Origin of the sequence: Flavobacterium flavigenum (assembly GCF_027111255.2) — a bacterium.
GTDB lineage: Bacteria > Bacteroidota > Bacteroidia > Flavobacteriales > Flavobacteriaceae > Flavobacterium > Flavobacterium flavigenum.
The window spans coordinates 4,825,708-4,846,039 of record NZ_CP114285.2 but is presented as its reverse complement, the minus strand read 5'-3'; the positions used below and the strand labels follow the sequence as shown (position 1 = coordinate 4,846,039).

Genomic DNA, 20,332 nt, shown 5'->3' with positions numbered 1-20,332 from the left:
AAATCAATAATTAATTCAAACCTACGAGGTTTTGGAAACCTCGCAGGACTTCAAACGTAATGTTACTGCATTTTTATGTGCCTGTAATCCTTCGGCTTCCGCCATTACTTCAATGGCGCGTCCAATATTCTGAATTCCTTTCTCTGAAATTTTCTGAAACGTCATGGATTTCATAAAACTGTCCAGATTTACACCGCTGTAATTTTTGGCGTAGCCATTTGTCGGCAAAGTATGATTCGTTCCTGAAGCATAATCACCGGCACTTTCAGGCGTATAATTTCCGATAAAAACAGAACCCGCATTTACAATTCCGTTACAGTAAAAATCATCATATTCTGAGCAGATGATAAAGTGTTCCGGTCCGTATTCATTTATAAGTTCTAAAGCAATTTTATCGTTTTCAACAAAAATCAATTTAGAATTGGCAATGGCTTTTTTAGCAATTTCTTTTCTTGGAAGTACTTCAAGCTGGACCTGAATTTCCTCTTCCACAGCATCAATCAGTTTTTTCGAAGTAGAAACCAAAATCACCTGACTGTCAGCACCATGTTCTGCCTGAGACAATAAATCCGAAGCTACAAAAGCAGGAACAGCAGTATCATCTGCTACCACCAATAATTCTGATGGTCCTGCAGGCATATCAATAGCAACGCCAAATTGTGTTGCCAATTGTTTAGCCACCGTTACAAACTGATTTCCGGGACCGAAAATTTTATACACTTTAGGAATTGACTGTGTTCCAAACGTCATTCCGGCAATGGCCTGGATTCCGCCTACTTTTAATATTTTGGTTACGCCACATAAATTGGCAGCATACAAGATCGCAGGATTGATTTTTCCGTTTTTATCCGGAGGCGAGCACAAAACAATTTCTTTCGAACCTGCAATTTCAGCAGGAACAGCGAGCATCAAAACGGTTGAAAACAAAGGAGCGGTTCCACCGGGAATATACAAACCAATTTTTTGAATAGGTCTTTTTTCCTGCCAGCAGTTAACGCCATCAATCGTTTCAATTGAGATTCTTTCTGTTTTTTGTGCGGAGTGAAATTTATAAATATTATTTTTAGCCAGCTGGATTGCTTCTTTCAGTTCGGCTGAAACTAAAATAATTGCTTCCTGAATTTCTTCCGAAGTAACTTCATAATTGTCTAAAGCAATTCCGTCGAAAATAGAAGTGTATTTTGCAACCGCTTCATCTCCTTTTTTCTGTACTTCTTTAAATATTTCTTTAACCGTAACTTCGATATCATCGATTGTTTTCGTAGGTCTTTTTAATATTTCTGACCAGGTATCCGGTTTTGGGTTATTTATTTTATTCATAATATTTTATATTAAATTCCAAATTTTAGAAGTTCCAAATTCCAATGCTTTCGTCAAAAGCTAAAATTTTCAAGCTAAGTTTGGAATTTGGAATTTTATAATTGAAATTTTATTTATAGTACCATTTTCTCAATTGGGCAAACCAGAATCCCTTCTGCTCCGGCTTCTTTCAACTGATCGATTACGTCCCAAAAAGTATCTTTATCGATTACAGAGTGAACGCTGCTCCAGCCTTCTTCTGCCAACGGGAGAACGGTAGGGCTTCTCAAAACCGGTAAAATTCTGCCAATTTCATCAATCTTGTCATTTGGCACATTCATCAAAATATATTTTGAATTTCTGGCTCTCAATACCGACTGGATCCTAAATTTTAAAGTATCGATGTGCTTTTGAATTTCAGGGGAAACTTTTGGAGAAACCGCTAAAACCGCTTCACTTTTCAAAATTACCTCAACTTCTTTCAAATTGTTTTTAAACAAAGTACTTCCGCTTGAAACGATATCAACAATGGCATCGGCAAGACCAATATTAGGTGCAATTTCTACCGAACCTGAAATCTGGTGAATATCAACTGTCAATCCGAATGAACCAAAATATTCATTAACTGTATTTGGATATGAAGTTGCAATACGCAAACCAGCCAAATCCTGAACCGAATTGTATTCAAAAGTTTTTGGAACTGCTACAGAAACTTTACATTTTGAGAATCCTAATTTCTGAACCACTTCGATACCTTTTCCTTTTTCTACCAAAAGATTATCCCCTACAATTGCTAAATCTACTACTCCGTCAATTAAGTATTGAGGGATATCAGAATTTCTTAAATATAAAACTTCAAGAGGAAAATTTGAAGCTTCTGCTTTTAGCTGATCGATTCCATTGTTGATTGAAATACCGCAGTCTTTTAGGATCTGGATGCTGTCTTCGTTTAAACGACCTGATTTCTGAATTGCAATTTTTAAAGTACTCATTTTTCTTTTTTTGTTTAATTAATAGTTTGAGTACAAAGAATAGGGAATAAAAAACCCGTTTGATGTACTCAAACGGGTTTTAAAATATGATGATTTACATCCATACATTAACACATCGCCTGAGAGCAATTATGAAAATGATGATGATGTAATTGGTTGATAAACATTTTTATGTTGTTTTTTATTCTTTGATTCGGTTGCAAATATACAGGTTAATTTCATAAAAAAGCAATTTTTATTTTAACTTAACAGCAGTTTATTGTTAAAAAAAGATTCTTCACCATTTGCAGCCTATTTTTACTCCAGGATATTGAACTAAAAAGGTTTCGAATATATTATAAAGATCAAAGATGCACGAACGTTGTTTTTTATAGCCTAATTTCCTCTTCGTTAAATTCTAAAACTACTGTTGTACCTTCATTAATCCTGCTTTCTATCTGAAACTTAATATCAAGCAGTTCTGTAAAACGTTTAACGATAGACAATCCTAATCCTGTTCCTTTAATTTCTGGATGTACTGACGAATTCGACCTGAAAAAAGGATTAAAGATAGCCTCTAAATCTGTTTTCTTAATTCCGATTCCGTTGTCTGAAATCCTGCAGATAATTTTACTGTTTTCTTTAAAAAGTGAAACAGAAACGTGACCACGATTATTGGTATACTTAAGGGCATTAGAAATAATATTCCTAAAAATAGTTACCACAAGGTAATTATCTGAATTAATGTAAAATTCTCCTTCGGCATCAAATTTCATATGGATTGCTTTGCTGCTGATTTTCTCTGAATTTAAAGTAATTACATCTAAAACAACAGCGTTCAGATAAACAGATTCAGATAAAACATTATGTCTTTGATTCTCAAAACGCGCCAGCATAAGAAGCTGATCCACCAATATATTGAGATTATCTACTTCGTTGATACAGTAATTTATTTTTTCTTCGTATTCATTGTTATTACGTGGTTTTCTGATCAGCACTTCCAGAGTCCCCTTGATAACGGTTAAAGGCGTTCTCAATTCGTGTGATGCATCTGATGCAAATTGCTTTTCACGCTCTACGGCATCCTCAATACGATTCAGCAAATTATTGATTGTTTCAGAAAGCGTATATAATTCATCACGTTTTTTAGGCAGGGGAATTCTGGTTTTAAGATTATCCCTTGTAATCATACCTGAAATATCTGTAATGGCATTAATAGGCCTGATGCTCCTTCCGGCAAAAAAGCGCGCAATTAAAAATAATAGTATTAAAATGAAAGGAAAAGCAATTAACAAAGTCTCAAAAAGGTTATTTAAAACTTTGGTCGAATCTGTAAGTGGCATCGCAATAATCAGATAACCAATTTTTTTTGATTTTATATGAAGCGGAACCTGAATCTGTCTGACAGTGCTTTTTAATAAGGTTGTATCAAAGGTTTTGTAAAATCCTATATTATCATGAAATACAAGGACTTCATTTTTTAAATTTGGTGATTTTTCGATCACTTTTTTATGCAAATCCAAAAACTGGACAAAAACCGGATTTACATCCACTGAGTTATGTTCGCGTTCCTCCCACTCCTCTTCATCCATCAGGAAAACCATATCGTTTTCTATTTTGATCTCTTTTAAATGATTCTCAATTTCGATCTTTAAATTCTCATCAAGATGCTTATAAACCGTAAATTTTACTGTGGAATAAATAGCCGAAAAAACTACCAGAATCAACAATCCTGTTGTAATGATATAATTTAAGGCGATTCTGTTTTTAAAGGAAAGCTGTGTCATTACCTAGTCATTAGCAATATAACCTACACCACGGATGGTTTTTATATAGTCTTCTTCAATTTTTAAATTCAGTTTTTTTCTGATAGCATTCATGAAAACATCTATAACCCCGGTATCATATTCAAAATTAATATTCCAGACATCTTTTAAAATCTGGTTCCGGGTGCATACTTTTCCTTTGTTTTCAATCAGGTAACGAAGTAATTCAAACTCCCTTTGGGTAAGCCCAATCTCCTCATCATTTTTTAAAACAAGGTATTTTGATACATCAACTTTAATATTTCCTAACAATAGTGTTTCCGAACCTTTTTTATGCCTTAAATGAACTTTGATCCTTTCAGTAAGCTCCTCAAAACTAAATGGTTTTTTGATATAATCGTTTGCTCCAGCCCTCAACCCTTCGATGGTTTCTTTTACAGTATCTTTTGCCGTTAAAAAAATAATTGGGGTTGTCTGATTTTTAATCCTAATAGCTTTACAAAGGTCTATACCACTAATCTTTGGCAGCATCCAGTCCAGTAAAATCAAATCAAATTGCTGGCTTTGGGCTAGTTCAAAACCTATTAAACCATCACTGGCTGTAGTTATCTCATATCCCTCTTCCTCCAGGCCTTGTTTCAAAAACTGAACAATACCTAACTCATCCTCAACTATTAAAATATGCATTTTTTTATTTTATTAGGATTTTATTTATACATTTATAATCACCTTTTATCAAAGATAAAATTTTGTATGGTGTAAATGCTCAAAATTATGACAATAAAAAATATGCAATTTATCTTAAGCAAATATTAAGTTCATCCTAAGCAAGGTAAAGTTGTTTCTTAATTCCGAATTAATCAACTGGATATAATTTTGTAAAAAAAATAAGCCTATGACTTTCTACAAGAAACTTTCACCGTTTTATAATCTTGGTGTATTTTATTTTACCATCAGTTTTGTGTTGCGTATTGTACTGATTTTACATCCAATAACTCAAAGCTCTTTTAACTTTTTAGAAATCATTAAAATCTTCAGTCTTGGCTTATTGAATGATTTGTTTGTCTTTATGATTCTAAGTGCTTTTTTATGGCTGTATTTAATATTTATTTCTGATTCCAAATACAACAAGCCTGCAGGTTATATAATTTTGGGTTTTCTAATTCTCTTATTGTTATATATTGTATCTGGAAAAAGCATTTTTGATGAATATGGCGGTGCTTTGCCTAAAATTGTTACCATTTTTGTGGGTATTAAAACTTCATTGTTTGCAGTATTTTTGTTTATGCAAAAACTGAAAAAGAGAATCAGGTTCTGGTTATTTGCTTTTGTTATTTTTCTATATGTTTTATTGATCCTGCAAAATGGAATAAGTGAATATTTTTTCTGGAATGAATTTGGAGTTAAATACAATTTCATAGCTGTAAACTACCTCATTTACACCAATGAAGTTATTGGGAATATTATGCAATCGTATCCTGTCATTCCAATATTTAGTGCTTTATTTTTGGCAACGGCAATCATTACTTATTTTATTATAAAAAAATCAAGAATCTATATTGATGAAATTCCTGATTTTAAAACTAAAATTAAGATTTCCGCGGTTTATATTGCATTCTTTTTAGTTTCCTTAATTGCAATTCCAGCTTTAGCCAAAACAGAAAATTCAAAAAATGTATTTGTTAACGAACTACAGTCTAATGGCTTGTATAAATTTTTTCTTGCCTTTCAAAATAATAAACTGGACTATTTTGAATTTTACAAAACCCTGCCACACAGAAAAGCATATGCAATTCTACAACAGCAAATCACAAGCGTTTCAGCACAAAATACTAGTCGTAATATAGAAAGCGATTATCCTGAGAACCATAAAAATGTAGTGCTGATTACAATAGAAAGTTATAGTGCTGATTTCTTTAAATCCTATGGAAACACTAATAATATTACTCCTTTTTTAGATAGTCTGAAGCAAAAGAGCCTAGAGTTTACCAATTTATATGCAACAGGAAACCGTACGGTTCGCGGCCTCGAAGCTGTAACTTTATGCTTACCGCCTTCTCCCGGTGAAAGCATAGTAAAACGTGAAGATAATAAAAACAAATTCTCAACCGGAAACATTTTTAAACAAAAAGGATATAATGTAAAATTCATGTACGGAGGCGATGCCTTTTTTGATAATATGAGAGATTTTTATTCTGGTAATGGATATGAAATCGTTGACAAATCAAACTTTGCAGATGAGGAAATTACGTTTTCGAATGTTTGGGGAGTGTGTGATGAAGACATGTACAATAAAGCCATAAAAATTATGAATGCGGAGGCAAAAGAAAGAAAACCATTCTTTAATCATATTATGACTGTCAGCAATCACAGGCCTTTTACGTATCCTAATAATAAAATTGACATTTCCGGAGATGCTAAATCCAGGGATGGTGGCGTAAAATATACGGATTATGCTTTAAGGAAATTCTTTGATATGGCAGGTAAACAACCCTGGTTTAAAAATACTGTTTTTGTAATTGTAGCCGATCATTGTGCTTCAAGTGCTGGAAAAACAGAGCTGCCGTTAGATAAATACCGAATTCCGGCTTTTATTTACAGTCCGTCTGTCAAAGCTGAAAAATACAATCAGCTCATGTCTCAAATCGATTTAATGCCAACGGTTTTCGGACTGCTGCATTTTGATTATGAAAGCAAGTTTTACGGACAGGATGTTTTTAAACCAGATTACAAACCAAGAGCTTTTATCGCAACATATCAGGATTTAGGAATGATAAAAGATAATGTATTGACCATTTTGTCACCAAAACAGCAGGTAAAACAATACCAGTTAGCATTAATTCCAAAAAAAGGCATTTTACCCGAATATCAGATTCATTATGAAGAAAAAGCTTTGAAAACTGAAAGAACCGATTTAGTAAATGAAACTATTTCGTTTTATCAGACCGCTGCAGATTTACTGAAAAGAAAAGCATATCAAAAATGATAGAACTTTTGGTATTATTAAACCTGAAGTCCTAGCCACGATGGGAGGGAAAATCCTTTTATTTTTTTTTTTTTTTAATAAAAGATTGGAAGGACAACGGGACTAAAAGTCATTATGAAAAGTAATTTTCTGCTCATGATAAAAGTTAGGTTTCAAAAGCCAAAAGAAATGATTCGTGCGGGAGCGTGCGTAATTTTTTTAACTCACTTATAAACTCTAAAACTCTTAAAGTCTCCCGACTTTTTACGAAATGTTTTTAAACAGTAATAATCGCAAAAATGTTATATTTATAGAAAACTTAAAATGAAAGAAGGATATGTAATTTGGAATTATTAACTATCGAAAAAGCATATAATTATGTTGCAGATATTTTAAGCGTGAAATCATTTACAAAATATAATCTGTATTAATTTAGCTTTAAAATCGGAGACTTTTGAGAGGTTTTTATTTATAACAAAATTTGGGCAAAGCCAGAGACATTTCCGCAGCGTTGAGAACAACACTTTGCAGCGCATTATATTCATTTAGGAAAAAATATACTGATGAACAAAATGATAACTAATTTATGTTTAAACACAAGGGAAAGGCGAGAACATTAAAGCATAATTTAAGGATTGCTTCATTACTGTCATTTGTTGCTGGAATTGTTAATGTAGGGGGATTTTTAGCTGTTCAAAGACTGACAACAAATGTAACGGGACACTTTGCTTTTTTTGTAGACGAAATTTTTAAACTCAATTTTTGGCAGGCTTTTGTTTATTTCTTATACATTTTTTTCTTTTTTTTAGGATCCTTTTCATCAAACTTATTAGTTGAAATTACATCAAAAACAAGTGACAGATTAATTTATGTAATTCCAACAATTATAGAAAGCGCTATTTTGTTCTTTTTAGCACTATCCGGACAATTTTTGATTTCACAAACCCCTAATTTACTTGCTTGTTCTTTGCTTTTTGCTATGGGCTTACAAAATTCATTAGTAACGACAATTTCTAATTCAACTGTTCGAACAACACACTTAACAGGGCTCTTTACAGACTTAGGAATTGAATTGTCCCAATTGTTTTTTTATAAAAATAAGGACCAAAAGGACAAGCTGTATTCTTCAATAAAATTACGCCTGACTATTATTGCTTTTTTCTTTTTAGGCGGACTTTTAAGCGGTATTTTTTATTCGGCCTTACAACTTTATGTATTAGCAATTGCAGCGACAGTTTTAATTATTGGAATAATATATGACGACTTAAAATTAAAATTAATAAGATATAACAGGAGCCAAAATGAGAAAGGCAAAAAAGACACCTAACACATTTACTTTCAACACAGTAAGAATCAATCACCACTCCAACGAGTTTGTACTTAAATTAAAAGATAAATTATAGTGTTTGTAACACAGGTATTAGAACAAAAGGTCATTATAATTTTATTATTCTGTTTAGTTTTACAAGTAACAGATATTCGTTGCAAACGACCCAGATTGATACAGTCGTAGACACCAAACTATAAGAAGTGTTCTCCTGAAAAGTAAATACGTTTTTGTAATTAAATTTTTATATTTTTGAATTAAAATAACACACTGTAAATCAGGTAAGTATTTCAAAAAAAAAGCTGACGAAATGTTTATTGTAACCGTGACGGAATAGAATTATCCCGATTTTAGCAACACTGCATTTAGACAACCAGAATATTAACGGTAATAGTTTAGTACAATCAATATAAAAAAATGAAAACACACAAAACAAGCCGAACAGCTCAATATATGGCTTTATTCAGAGCATTGGAAACAAAACGCAGTTCAAATGATAAATTATTTTCTGATGAATATGCAATACATTTTCTTGAAGCTAAATTGAGATTTGCATCACGTATGTCTAAATATGCTATTATTAGAAAATATATTAACAATACCATTGAGAAGAAAATACCGGGAGCCCTTTCATCCGGAATAGCCAGAACAAAATATATTGATGATTTATTAAAATCAACAATTAATAACGGAGTAAAACAAGTCATAATTTTAGGCGCAGGATTTGACACCAGAGCATTGCGGCTTGCTTTTCTGGAATCAATTCCTGTCATAGAAATTGATCATCCAAATACTTCAAAATTTAAAATTACAACTTATAAAAGCCGCATAGGTGAGCTTCCAAAAAATATTGAATTTTATCAAATTGACTTTAATAAACAAAGCCTTGAAGAATTGGCTGAACAACATAATTTTGATTTTACAAAACCTACTACTGTCATTTGGGAAGGCGTTACCAATTATCTCACAGAAGATGCCATAAAAAATACATTTGAGTTTATTAAAAAATTCACAACAAACAGCTATGTCATTTTTACTTATGTTCACAACGATGTTCTCGAAAATCCGGGTTCATTTTTAGGAGGTGAGCAACTTTTTATTGAACTCGAAAAACTTGAAGAAAAATGGACTTTTGGCTTTAAGCCGGAAGAACTATCAGATTATTTAAAATCATTTGACATGATACTCCTTGAAGATATGGGCGCTATAGAATATCGTTCAAAATATCTGCCAGAAAGGAATGAAAAAGGATATGAGTTTTATAGAGTAGCAATGGCCGTAAAGCAATAACCAAATTCGACTCTCGTACATTACATCGCAATAAAAAAAATGCAGGACCAAAATTGATCCTGCATTTTTTCCTGATAACCTAATTCTTTTTTACACTGTCTGACGCTCGTGTTTTCCTTCTTTAATTTCTTCTACCATTTTTTTATTAAAAGCGGGCAGATCATTAGGATTTCGACTGGTCACTAATCCATTATCTACGACTACTTCTGAGTCTTCCCATTGTGCACCTGCATTTTTCAAATCGTTTTTGACAGAGAAGAACGAAGTTACTTTTCGGCCTTGCAAAACATCAGCATCTACCAGAATCTGAGGACCATGACAAATAGCTGCTACTGGTTTTTTACTTTCGAAAAAGGAACGTACAAAATTTACTGCAGCCTCTTCTCTTCTCAATAGATCTGGGTTTATAACGCCTCCCGGAAGAACGAGAGCATCGTAATCAGCTTCATTTGCCTGATCTAATGTTACATCAACATTGTATTCATTGCTCCAGTTACCATCTTTCCAGGCTTTGATCGTTCCTGATTTTAAACTGATGATATCTGCGATCCATCCCTGCTCTTCCAGATAAGCTTTAGGCGATGCTAATTCGGATTCTTCAAAACCGTTTGTGGCTAATATGGCGATATTCTTTTTCATAATTTTAAAATTTAATATGTTATTAATTTGATTTATTTAAAATTACTTATTTCGCATAGCAAGCAGAAACAGACCATGTTAAACCTTTCTTTAATAAAAGTTAATTAATTGTAATTCAAATAATTATTAAAAATTAAATTAAAATTATATAAGATTGATCTCTTATTAGTTTACTATAAAAGTCAATAAGACAGAAAATAATTCTATAAGTTAGGTAATGCAGAAAAAAGAAAGTTTTGTATTTAAAATTACAAACATTCCCATTTGTAAAGTGCTCATGAAAAGCAAATATCTTTTTGTAATTAAATTTTCATATTTTTGAGTTAAAATAATATACTGAAAATCAAACGAGTATTTTATTTAATCAATCAACTATTGCAAAACATATAAGAATGAAAAACATACCAACTTTATATGAATGGGCAGGCGATATGCAGACTTTTGAAACTTTATTTTCGAAATTTTACGAAAAGGTATTAAATGATGAAATATTGGGCGAAGTCTTTAAAAACATGTCACCTGACCACGTTGAAAACGTAGCGCATTTTGTTGCTGAAGTTTTTGGAGGCGAAAAATTATATACTTCCAATGACAATGGCAGCCATGCAAAAATGATTGGAAAACATATTGGTAAAATGCTGACAGAAGAAATGAGGCAGCGCTGGGTTCATTTACTTCTGCAAACTTCAGACGAAATTGGATTAAAAAGCGACCCTGAATTCCGTTCGGCTTTTGTTGGCTATATTGAATGGGGCACGCGTCTCGCAGTTATAAATTCTCAGCTGACAGAAAATCCAACAGACTCAAACGAACCTATGCCAAAATGGGACTGGGGCGCAACTGGCGGACCTTATATCAATTAAATTATTATGTATGACAATTGAATATATCCAATACGAGGTTGAAGAAGAATACAGACAGGAATTTATCATTGCTTGTAAGACGCTTCCAAAGAATTAGATAGTTCGCTTTTTGCATTGCATATGAGCTTTCAAAATATGAAGAAGAATGTATAAATGCATACTTAAACAATTATGAAAATTAAAAACTTCGGAACTTAACTTTATTAATGAAAGAAATAATTGAACTTTCGAGTCAAACCCTCACTATCGACAGAAATGATTTTCTGAAAGTGAAAGGCAGTATTGACACTAATTTATATTATGTGGAAAGTGGAAGTTTGAGAATTTTTGTTTTAGACAATGATGAAGAGCAGACTATTCGGTTTGGCTACAAACACAATATAATTGTTTCACTGGATTCTTTTTTAACCCAAAAACCTTCCGAACTTTATATTCAGGCTATTAAAAAGACTGTTTTAAAAGTAATTACCAAATCACAAATTGAAAAATTCCTGGAAACTGAGGTTAATAAAAATATGTGGGTAAAAATTTTGGAAAATCTTGTGATTCAACAAATGGAGCGCGAAATAGATATCCTGACAAGTTCTCCAAAAGAAAGATACGAGAGGGTTTTAAAAAGGAGTCCGCAGCTTTTTCAGCATATTCCAAACCGCCATATTGCCAATTACTTAAGGATGACTCCAGAAACTTTATCAAGGTTAAAAAAATCTTGATTTCAATCAAGATTTATAAAAAATGCTTTCCTGAATTTTGCAATAAAATTTAAAAATTATGCAATCAGAAATATTAATTCAGACGCTTTTAGAACAGACAAAACGAATTATAAATCAGGCTGAAAAGCTACAAACCTATGATTTAGAAAAACTCATCCGGAGAGAAGATGAAACTTCCTGGAACATCTTGGAATGCCTGGAACATTTGAATCTATATGGTGACTTTTACCTTCCACAAATAGAACGTAAAATAAAAAATTCAGATACTAAACCTGATTTTGAGTTTAAAAGCGGAATTTTAGGAAATTACTTCTCAAAAATCATACTACCAAAAGAAAAGCTGAATAAAATGAAAACATTTAAAGACAAAGATCCTTTCAACACTAATCTTAATAAAACAGTGATTAGCAGATTCATTAATCAGCAAAATAAATTATTAGAGTTACTGAACCAATCCGGAAAAGTAAGTCTTAACAAGGTAAAAATTCAGATTTCAATTTCAAGCCTGATCAAACTAAAACTGGGTGATACTTTTCAGTTTTACGTCAATCATATGATTAGACATTTAAATCAGATTGACAGAATTGAAAAACTAAACCCATACAAACAACTGAATTAGTGATAATTATTTTTTTATATAACTTAGTTTTCCTTACAAATAGTATTTAATAACAATTAAGTTAAAAAGAAATGGCAACTAATTAAGGGAAACCAAATGGAAGATTTATTTAAAACAATTTTGGTCAGTTCAATAGTAACAACAATTTAACAACTGCTATTGTCTATTATTTTAATAAAAGACTGAAAGAAGCAATGCTGTGATAAAACATGAATTTGACAGAATTTCACAATACACAACACCGACTTTGAATGGAGAAAAAAGACAACCGAACTACTTGTACAGGTTTCCATTTCCTAAAAAAGCAGCAGACATGTTTAAAGAAAAATATGAAGAAATGTTTTTGGAAATGACAAAACTTTAGAAAATATACAAACCAAAATAAAAAATTATACATTTTAAGTTTTTTGAATTCTACCCCTAATGTTGGAAGAAAACTAATAAAAATTTAAATTGCAATTAAACCTTTTACTAATAAATGGAGTCTAATTTTTAACATTTAATTATATTAGTTATGAAGAAGACATTACAAATTATTTTATTTACACTTTTGCTAACATCATGTACTAAAGATTCAAATACAGAAACATCAACTCCGTCATCTGTTGATGATGATCTTCAGGGACCAATTTCACGACCAACCACAGGATATGGAGCAGACGGAAGTTATTCTGTTGCAAAAATTTCATTTGTAAGTCCGGCCTACGCAGGCAAAAATGTTGAAATTTTTTATCCAAAGGGCATTACTTCACCAAAACCTGTTATTTTTTATTCACATCCTTATGGAGGCGAAGAAAGTAGTTATAATATTGGCCTTTACGAATTTATCGCTAAGAAAGGCTATGTAGTAGTATTTGCACCTTATCCAACTACAGGAGTGACTATTGATGAGAGATACAGTACTCTATGGGAGAGTTTTAAAAAAGCTGTAACAGATTATCCCGATATCATTGATACAAAAAAAGTAGGCTTCATGGGACATTCTTTTGGTGGAGGCGCATCATTTTCATTAGCACACAGAGCTTTTATCGATGAAGGCTGGGGCGAAAACGGCAGATTTATTTTTACTATGGCGCAATGGTATTCCTATCAGTTAGCTGACAATCAATTATTAGATTTTCCTGCCAATACTAAACTGATTACACAAGTGTATGATGACGATATAACAAATGATCACCGCCTTGCTATAGATATTTTTAAAAATATAAATATTCCCAATTCAGAAAAGGATTTTATTCTAATCAAAAAAAGTGTATTATCTTCTTTTACTTATACAGCGGAACATGATTTACCCAATACACAATCATCTTATGATGCTTACGATTATTATGGTATTTATCGCCTTTTGGATGCTATGATTGATTATAGTTTCAACGGAAATTTAAATGCCAAAAATGTAGCTTTAGGCAATGGGTCGGCAGTACAAGTTACAATGCCTGGTTATAACGGAGAAACATTATCTCCATTGGTTGTCACGGATAATCCAGTACCATTATATCCTCAATCTAAATATTTATTCAAATGTAATTCGACTAATAATCCTAGGGTTTCTCATTGTAATTAGGTGTTTTTATACTCATTATCTGAATATTATTTTATTTTTCGTAAATTCAAATATATAAGGCATTTCCTGTAAGTGCAATAGCTAAATAAAATGAATTAATATAAAAAACAATTAAAGGTATGCTCACAGCTATTAGCCCAAAATTACCCATGCGTGATAAAAAAGCCACCAGGGAATTTTACATCAACAAGCTAGGTTTCGAAGAATTTGGAAACGTTAATTTTGAGCATTATCTAATGCTGCAAAAACATAGTATTGAAATTCATTTCTTTGAATTTAAAGAACTTAATCCAAATGAAAATTATGGACAGGTCTATATCAGAACCGACGATATCGATACATTTTATCAATCACTCTTAGATAATAAAGCAGAGATACACCCTAACGGTTCTTTGCAAATTAAGCAATGGGGACAAAAGGAATTTTCGATGCTTGATCCTGATAATAATCTGCTTACTTTTGGGCAGAGTACTCTTTAAAACAACAACCAAATAAAATTATTGCAATATGCAAAATCAATCTAAAGACATAATTTATAAAGCTTATACTGCTTTTAATGAAAGAAATATAGACAATGCTTTATCAACGACGCAGGAAAATGTATTTACAAGTCGGTTTAGTATTTGAAGGGATCGTAAAGCACATTTACACGTTTGAGGACGGTCTTATCAATACAATGGATATTGAACTTGTCGAAAATTAATTAGTGTTATATTAAAAAAACAAGATTGAAATTTGGCAAATGACAAAGCCAACCTAAACAGTTGGCTTTGTCATTTATGTTTATCAAAAAAGTAACTAATTTATTTCAGCTCCCTGATTTTAATACTTCTAAAACTTACTTCATTTCCATGGTCCTGAATTAAAATATGCCCTTCCGGAGCCTCTCCAAAGTTTGGCCATACTTTATATTTACTGATAGCAACCAAATCACGGAAAGCCTGGGAACCACGGTCATATTCTAATACTTTAATACCATTGAGATAATGCTCTACATGGTTATTAGGATAAACGACAATACGTGCAGTATTCCAATTGCCTGGCTGCTTAAAGAATCGTGATAATTTTTGCGATTTGATGAGATCGTACAATGAAGCAAGGGTTCTGTTTCCTTCGCGCCCTAATTTTGCATCCGGATGTAACGTATCATCAAGCAATTGATATTCCAGACCTATAGCCGATCCGTTACTTTTTTCATTAAGTGTTACGAAGTACTTTATTCCACTGTTTGCCCCTTTCGTTAATTTAAAATCGACTGACAGATCAAATGCTTTGAACGTTTCTTTGGTCACAATATCCCCTCCATTTGTAGATTCGCCACCGGATGATGGCAATACTTTCAAAATACCATCTTTTATTTCCCAGCCTTTTTCCGGAAAAATAGTTTTGTGGGCACCCAACCAGCCTGATGTACTTTTTCCGTCAAATAACAATTTCCAGCCGCTTTCCTGCTCATACGGAATAAGCTTGTTAGGTACTAAATTAACAACGTACACTCCTTTTGGAAAAGGAAGCGGTTTTATGTTTTTAGTCTGAATACGGATATTTTTCCAGCATATTTTAATGCCAGCATGTTCCGGTTTTCCAATCGAATGAACCTGCAAAGCAATAAGTCCTTCATTAACAGCTAAAGAATCAACCAGATAAGAAACCGGCACATTATCTAACCAGGTCTTTACTGTATTATCTATACATTCGATACGTATTTTATGGAAAACATTCAGGGTAAAAAGCTGCTGTCCTGCCGGATTATACGATCCCGGATACAGCCATTCTCTTCTTCCTTCATCATAAATCCCCCCACTCCATTTACGTGCTGAAGGATCCAATTCATATTGGTAACCATAAACACGCCCTTTCCCGTTATTTGCCTTAGGGTCAAAATTACTTTTGAACTGTACACCTGAATTGGTATTGGCATCAGATAACATGGTTTCCATTTCTAATACAAAATCGCCGGTACATTTTTGATCGCTCACTAAAAATGAATTGGGTGAATTGTTAACCGTTGTGCCCACAATCATTCCATTCTCTACAGTATAAGGAGCAGATCCGGTTACTTGTTTCCAGCCTTTGAGTGTTTTTCCGTCAAATAAGGATTTCCATTCTTTGTTTTGTGCAATACCATTAGCTGCAATACATAACAAAAAAATTATTGTGATTTTTTTCATAGTCGTTTTTGTTTATTCTTAGGTAACATTATATTCAGGTTTCCATTTTTCAATATCATCCTTGTAAATTGCTTTATTCATCAAATGAACACAGCACGCTGTCCTTGCACCGGTTATGACATTTGATACCGGTTTCGAATTGGTCGTGATTGTTTTATAAAACTCCTGTAACGCATACCAACTGCCATCTTTTGTTTTTTCTTTAAGAATGGAAGTACCTCCTTCTTTGTTCCATTCAATTTTTGAAGCACCGGTAACACCATCAACTGTTTCAAGTTCTTTTCTGGTTTGCTTCTCAGGAAAAAACAGCCCTTCGTCCATTAACAATTCGATTGTTCCTTTTGTTCCCTTTAATTTAAAAAGATATCCGTCTTTTTCGTTAGCACAAGTGGCTCCAAAATTCCCTATCATTCCCTCTTTCTTATAACGCAGAATAGTTTGTATGTTATCAAAAGTTTCTCTTCCGTCTTTGTAATAATCAATACCTCCGGTTCCATAAATTTCATCGGGATGTGTATCAAAAGCCCAATTAATGAAATCAACCTGATGTGACAATAACTCAGCCGGCAGCCCCCCTGAATATTCTTTGTACATACGCCAGTTTACCTGCTTATCAGTATAACCGGGAGGAACTGGCCTGCGCCAATTTGCATTCCGGTCCCATCGGCAATCAATTTGTGTTACTTTCCCCAGATAGCCGTTATCAATCATCTGTTTCACTTTGAAATAAAGCGGAGTGTACCGATATTGATGCCCTACCTGCAAAATTTGATTCGGATGCTGGTGTGCCAATTTAACCAAAGCAAGCGCCTGATCTGCACTGTAGGTCATTGTTTTTTCCAGATATACATGCTTTCCTGCCTGAATGGCTGCTGCTGCAATTTCATAATGATTGTATAAAGGTGTTGCAATAATTACTGCATCAATGGTTTTATCATCCAGCAGCTTGCGATAGTCTTTTTCATAACGAATATTATGCTGTATATCTAATCTTTTTGCCTGATCCAGACGAAAAGGCAATACATCGCAAACTGCCTTCAACTGAAATTCTTCCGGCATACTGTTAATGACACTTCCCAGCCCTTTACCTCTGTCGCCACAACCAATTATTCCAACTGAAATTATTTTTGCTATTTCAGTAAAAGAATAGGCATGCAGCATTTGCTGATGCAATAACATTCCAGCGGTGAACAATCCTGATTGGCGAATAAAATCCCTGCGTTTCATAAATTAAAATTACACTTTATAATATTCTTCCCATCCTTTACGTGGCGGAGGTCCTATCAACAATTGATTGGCCTTTTTACTGCTTGTGATCACTTTTTTTGTTCTGTCAAAAACAATTTTCTCCCCAGTCCATTGCGCAAGAACCCCAAGGCAAAATACCTGACTTAAAGGACCTGCTATTGCAAAAGGTGAACGTGTTTGTTCTTCTCCTTTACATGCTTTAAGGAAATTAGCGAAGTGATTAGACGGACTTAAAGGGACGTTAGGCAATTTAGACACCATTCCCTTTGCTTTTTCTTCAGGTATGATCGACAATTTACTGCCATGAGAACCTCCTTTGAAGGTGAGTTCCTTGCTGTAAATAATTTTTCCCGGGTTAAGTTTGGCCGGTTCAATTGCTCCTGTACTCGGAGGTGGAATATTAGGATCAAGGCCTTGTACACCATATCCTTCCGGTATTGGAGGAAAATTATCCAGTCCATCGTACCATTTTATTTCTACTGGCGGCATATCGCCTCGTTTTGGAAATTTGAAAGAAAGCGTGGTGGACATCGGATAAAAGAATTTATTGTGCCCCTCTAATTTCAAAGGATCAACTTCGTAAGGAAGGCCGAGATCCAAAAACTCATGTGCTGTATCCAGAATATGCGCCCCCCAGTCACCTAGTGCCCCCATTCCAAAGTCATACCAGCAGCGCCATTGTCCGTTGATAAAATCTTTGTTAAACTCATGACCCTTTGTCTGCGCCTGCCAAAGGTCCCAATCGAGAGTTGCCGGGATAGGTTCTGCTGGCGGGAACGAAGTAATTTTTGGATCCCATTTGTGCCAGCGTCTTGGTGAATTCATATGTGCTGTAATAGCGGTTACATCTTTAATGATTCCAGCCTCTTTCCATCCTTTAAACTGAAAATAATTTTCTTCTGAATGCCCCTGATTGCCCATTTGTGTCACTACTTTTGGGTGTTTTGCCGCAGCCTTTATCATCAGTTCTACTTCATTAAAAGTACGCGCCATTGGCTTTTCTACATATACATGTTTTCCTAAACCAATAGCCATCATTGTAATGGGAAAATGGGAAAAGTCAGGTGTTCCAATAGAGATAGCCTCAATTTTATTGCCCATTTTATCAAACATCTGCCTAAAATCCTTAAATCTTGGAACATCAGGAAACATTTTTAATATATCCAATGTATGCGGTGCTTCCATATCTACATCGCATAGTGCTACTATATTTGCTAAACCTGTAGCGTATAATGCTTTAATAATTTCTGCACCACGATTACCAATACCAACACAGGCAAGGTTTACTTTATCAGCGCTGGAAAAAGCCCTTCCTGCAGCCATGACCAAATCAGGTGTTGCCACAGCGACGGATGCTAATAATGCATCTCTTAAAAACTTTCTTCTTGAATAATCATCATTAAACATATATACAAATTATTGAATTAAAAAAATGTTCAGCCTAAATATAAGGAATTAATACTTTTGAAAGGATATACTTAGAATAATTTCACAAAACAAACTAAAACGTTACATTACTTTTATTCAATATTTATCCATCAAGTTTCATTTCAATAATTGCTGATCTGTACAAAATAAATAATACTTTTAAGCTTTAAAATTTAAAATGAAAAAGAAAAAATACCTCTTACCCGCCATTACCTTTTTACTAAGCTTTTGTTGCGCGCTGTATGTAACGATGCAGGTTTTTCCAGTCAATCCGTTTTTGGCATCCAAAACAAAAGGAGTAACAAGTTTACCTGACAAAATTCAGGATGGCGATATTATTTTTCAAACTTCTGAATCTCCTCAGTGTGAGGCGGTACGAATTGCAACCAATTCGAAGTTTTCACATTGCGGAATCATTTATAAAATTAACGGAAGCTTATTTGTTTTTGAAGCTGTTCAGCCCGTAAAACTGACTCCTTTGGATGATTGGATTGCGCATGGAAAGAATAAAAATTATGTGGTAAAAAGAGTAAAAAATGCTGATAAAATACTGACTTCGGATACGATGCAAAAAATGAAAGACTACAGCCAGCAATTTATGGGTAAAGAGTACGATGCCTTTTTTGAATGGACGAACACCCGAATTTATTGCTCAGAATTAATCTGGAAAATTTACAAAAACGGAGCTAATATTGAATTATCGAAACTTCAGCAACTGAAAGATTTCAATCTAACAGACGAAAGGGTTCAAAAAATTCTGAAAGAAAGATATGGCAATGACATACCACTGGAAGAAAAAGTGATTTCTCCTTCTAATTTGGCAGACTCTGATTTATTGGTAACTGTGGTTGATACTTATTAAACTGTACAAATATCTCCTAAGAACATCCTACAAAAAGAATTAACTTAAACTCAAAATGATTAATGGTTTTATTGATAGTTTCTATTTAAACCATAAATATTTTAGTTTAGAGAATATATTTTTTGTTTTACTTTTTTCAAGATTGGCTTTCCAATTCACATCAAATTTTTCATCAGGATTTTCAATATTTTTATATGGAATATTTACTACAGCTTTAAATGGGCCTGTTCCTTTTTCTAAATAATAAATTTCTGATTCGTCTTTAAATTGACGACTAAAAAATATTTTTACAACCGTTTTGTCTAAACTTGATAATTCGATGTTGCAATCTGCCCATTTTGGAGTTTTCCCATTTTTATAAAGCAATTCAGCAACCTGATCAAAAGAGATTTCTCTATTTTCTAATTCATTCCATGTTTTTAAATATTCATTTTCATCTTTCGTTAAATGTTCACTTGAATTTCTTCCACTTGGTTCTAAAACAAATTTGTAGTTTTTAGAAATTTCATTGAAACAAAACTCTTCAGTTAGATCATGAAGATGAACTAATAAAAGTTTGAAGTTTTCTATAAATTTTTCTCTCGTCATTTATGTGTATTTTTTTTGA

Annotated in this window: 18 protein-coding genes; 9 read left to right on the top strand and 9 right to left on the bottom strand. The window is 33.2% G+C overall.

The genetic code is table 11. From position 1 onward, the window contains the following. Window positions 1-21: 21 nt before the first annotated feature. The 4 genes from hisD to OZP09_RS20200 form a co-directional block, all read right to left on the bottom strand. Window positions 22-1,320, bottom strand: a complete 1,299-nt coding sequence (hisD, locus tag OZP09_RS20215) for a histidinol dehydrogenase (protein WP_269235427.1) — start codon at window positions 1,318-1,320, stop codon at window positions 22-24. Window positions 1,321-1,433: 113 nt separating this feature from the next. Next, window positions 1,434-2,291 (bottom strand): ATP phosphoribosyltransferase, encoded by an 858-nt coding sequence (gene hisG / locus OZP09_RS20210; protein ID WP_269235426.1) that lies wholly within the window; start codon window positions 2,289-2,291, stop codon window positions 1,434-1,436. 368 nt (window positions 2,292-2,659) lie between these two features. Next, entirely contained in the window at window positions 2,660-4,057 is a 1,398-nt protein-coding gene (locus OZP09_RS20205) for a sensor histidine kinase (RefSeq protein WP_281309893.1), read from the bottom strand. Between the two features lie 3 nt (window positions 4,058-4,060). Next, window positions 4,061-4,723, bottom strand: a complete 663-nt coding sequence (locus OZP09_RS20200) for a response regulator transcription factor (protein ID WP_281309892.1) — start codon at window positions 4,721-4,723, stop codon at window positions 4,061-4,063. 208 nt (window positions 4,724-4,931) lie between these two features. Here OZP09_RS20200 and OZP09_RS20195 point away from each other — a divergent pair, with 208 nt between their 5' ends. From OZP09_RS20195 to OZP09_RS20185, 3 genes are all read left to right on the top strand, one after another. Further along, window positions 4,932-7,022: an LTA synthase family protein gene (locus OZP09_RS20195; protein ID WP_269235424.1), complete on the top strand. Its 2,091-nt coding sequence runs from the start codon at window positions 4,932-4,934 to the stop codon at window positions 7,020-7,022. Between the two features lie 565 nt (window positions 7,023-7,587). Next, a complete protein-coding gene (locus tag OZP09_RS20190; protein ID WP_281309891.1) occupies window positions 7,588-8,328 on the top strand; it encodes a YoaK family protein in 741 nt (246 codons plus the stop codon). Window positions 8,329-8,745: 417 nt separating this feature from the next. Further along, window positions 8,746-9,618 carry a class I SAM-dependent methyltransferase gene (locus OZP09_RS20185; protein ID WP_269235423.1) on the top strand — a complete coding sequence of 291 codons (873 nt, stop codon included), beginning with the start codon at window positions 8,746-8,748 and terminating at the stop codon, window positions 9,616-9,618. Window positions 9,619-9,708: 90 nt separating this feature from the next. Here OZP09_RS20185 and OZP09_RS20180 read toward each other — a convergent pair whose 3' ends face one another. Beyond that, the gene (locus tag OZP09_RS20180) at window positions 9,709-10,257 is read right to left on the bottom strand and encodes a type 1 glutamine amidotransferase domain-containing protein (protein ID WP_269235422.1); all 549 of its coding nucleotides are present in this window, start codon (window positions 10,255-10,257) and stop codon (window positions 9,709-9,711) included. 392 nt (window positions 10,258-10,649) lie between these two features. On the opposite strand from OZP09_RS20180, the gene OZP09_RS20175 reads away from it, so the two are divergent. The 5 genes from OZP09_RS20175 (at window position 10,650) to OZP09_RS20155 (ending at window position 14,495) form a co-directional block, all read left to right on the top strand. Continuing rightward, the gene (locus OZP09_RS20175; protein WP_269235421.1) at window positions 10,650-11,120 is read left to right on the top strand and encodes a group II truncated hemoglobin; all 471 of its coding nucleotides are present in this window, start codon (window positions 10,650-10,652) and stop codon (window positions 11,118-11,120) included. Window positions 11,121-11,326: 206 nt separating this feature from the next. Next, entirely contained in the window at window positions 11,327-11,833 is a 507-nt protein-coding gene (locus tag OZP09_RS20170; protein ID WP_281309890.1) for a Crp/Fnr family transcriptional regulator, read from the top strand. Window positions 11,834-11,891: 58 nt separating this feature from the next. Continuing rightward, complete coding sequence (locus OZP09_RS20165) at window positions 11,892-12,452, top strand: DinB family protein (RefSeq protein WP_269235419.1); 561 nt, start codon at window positions 11,892-11,894, stop codon at window positions 12,450-12,452. A gap of 514 nt (window positions 12,453-12,966) precedes the next feature. Beyond that, window positions 12,967-14,016, top strand: a complete 1,050-nt coding sequence (locus OZP09_RS20160; RefSeq protein ID WP_269235417.1) for an alpha/beta hydrolase — start codon at window positions 12,967-12,969, stop codon at window positions 14,014-14,016. Between the two features lie 119 nt (window positions 14,017-14,135). Beyond that, entirely contained in the window at window positions 14,136-14,495 is a 360-nt protein-coding gene (locus OZP09_RS20155; protein WP_269235416.1) for a bleomycin resistance protein, read from the top strand. A gap of 324 nt (window positions 14,496-14,819) precedes the next feature. On the opposite strand, the gene OZP09_RS20150 is transcribed toward OZP09_RS20155, so the two are convergent. The 3 genes from OZP09_RS20150 to OZP09_RS20140 are packed head-to-tail and all read right to left on the bottom strand — an operon-like array spanning window position 14,820 to window position 18,842. Continuing rightward, window positions 14,820-16,187, bottom strand: a complete 1,368-nt coding sequence (locus OZP09_RS20150) for a 3-keto-disaccharide hydrolase (protein ID WP_269235415.1) — start codon at window positions 16,185-16,187, stop codon at window positions 14,820-14,822. 18 nt (window positions 16,188-16,205) lie between these two features. Further along, window positions 16,206-17,414, bottom strand: coding sequence for a Gfo/Idh/MocA family protein (locus tag OZP09_RS20145; RefSeq protein ID WP_269235414.1), 1,209 nt, complete (start codon window positions 17,412-17,414; stop codon window positions 16,206-16,208). A 9-nt stretch (window positions 17,415-17,423) separates the two neighbouring features. Continuing rightward, the gene (locus OZP09_RS20140) at window positions 17,424-18,842 is read right to left on the bottom strand and encodes a Gfo/Idh/MocA family protein (protein WP_281309889.1); all 1,419 of its coding nucleotides are present in this window, start codon (window positions 18,840-18,842) and stop codon (window positions 17,424-17,426) included. A 199-nt stretch (window positions 18,843-19,041) separates the two neighbouring features. On the opposite strand from OZP09_RS20140, the gene OZP09_RS20135 reads away from it, so the two are divergent. After that, window positions 19,042-19,725, top strand: a complete 684-nt coding sequence (locus tag OZP09_RS20135; protein WP_269235411.1) for a YiiX family permuted papain-like enzyme — start codon at window positions 19,042-19,044, stop codon at window positions 19,723-19,725. A gap of 81 nt (window positions 19,726-19,806) precedes the next feature. Here OZP09_RS20135 and OZP09_RS20130 read toward each other — a convergent pair whose 3' ends face one another. Next, the gene (locus OZP09_RS20130; RefSeq protein WP_269235410.1) at window positions 19,807-20,313 is read right to left on the bottom strand and encodes a hypothetical protein; all 507 of its coding nucleotides are present in this window, start codon (window positions 20,311-20,313) and stop codon (window positions 19,807-19,809) included. Window positions 20,314-20,332 lie beyond the last annotated feature (19 nt).

Coding starts and splice junctions, on each gene's coding strand:
- OZP09_RS20175 (WP_269235421.1), top strand. CDS start 10,650: ATGAAAAACATACCAACTTTATATGAATGGGCAGGCGATATGCAGACT.
- OZP09_RS20190 (WP_281309891.1), top strand. CDS start 7,588: ATGTTTAAACACAAGGGAAAGGCGAGAACATTAAAGCATAATTTAAGG.
- OZP09_RS20145 (WP_269235414.1), bottom strand. CDS start 17,414: ATGAAACGCAGGGATTTTATTCGCCAATCAGGATTGTTCACCGCTGGA.
- OZP09_RS20195 (WP_269235424.1), top strand. CDS start 4,932: ATGACTTTCTACAAGAAACTTTCACCGTTTTATAATCTTGGTGTATTT.
- OZP09_RS20140 (WP_281309889.1), bottom strand. CDS start 18,842: ATGTTTAATGATGATTATTCAAGAAGAAAGTTTTTAAGAGATGCATTA.
- OZP09_RS20185 (WP_269235423.1), top strand. CDS start 8,746: ATGAAAACACACAAAACAAGCCGAACAGCTCAATATATGGCTTTATTC.
- hisD (WP_269235427.1), bottom strand. CDS start 1,320: ATGAATAAAATAAATAACCCAAAACCGGATACCTGGTCAGAAATATTA.
- OZP09_RS20180 (WP_269235422.1), bottom strand. CDS start 10,257: ATGAAAAAGAATATCGCCATATTAGCCACAAACGGTTTTGAAGAATCC.
- OZP09_RS20170 (WP_281309890.1), top strand. CDS start 11,327: ATGAAAGAAATAATTGAACTTTCGAGTCAAACCCTCACTATCGACAGA.
- OZP09_RS20205 (WP_281309893.1), bottom strand. CDS start 4,057: ATGACACAGCTTTCCTTTAAAAACAGAATCGCCTTAAATTATATCATT.
- hisG (WP_269235426.1), bottom strand. CDS start 2,291: ATGAGTACTTTAAAAATTGCAATTCAGAAATCAGGTCGTTTAAACGAA.
- OZP09_RS20200 (WP_281309892.1), bottom strand. CDS start 4,723: ATGCATATTTTAATAGTTGAGGATGAGTTAGGTATTGTTCAGTTTTTG.
- OZP09_RS20130 (WP_269235410.1), bottom strand. CDS start 20,313: ATGACGAGAGAAAAATTTATAGAAAACTTCAAACTTTTATTAGTTCAT.
- OZP09_RS20155 (WP_269235416.1), top strand. CDS start 14,136: ATGCTCACAGCTATTAGCCCAAAATTACCCATGCGTGATAAAAAAGCC.
- OZP09_RS20160 (WP_269235417.1), top strand. CDS start 12,967: ATGAAGAAGACATTACAAATTATTTTATTTACACTTTTGCTAACATCA.
- OZP09_RS20150 (WP_269235415.1), bottom strand. CDS start 16,187: ATGAAAAAAATCACAATAATTTTTTTGTTATGTATTGCAGCTAATGGT.
- OZP09_RS20135 (WP_269235411.1), top strand. CDS start 19,042: ATGAAAAAGAAAAAATACCTCTTACCCGCCATTACCTTTTTACTAAGC.
- OZP09_RS20165 (WP_269235419.1), top strand. CDS start 11,892: ATGCAATCAGAAATATTAATTCAGACGCTTTTAGAACAGACAAAACGA.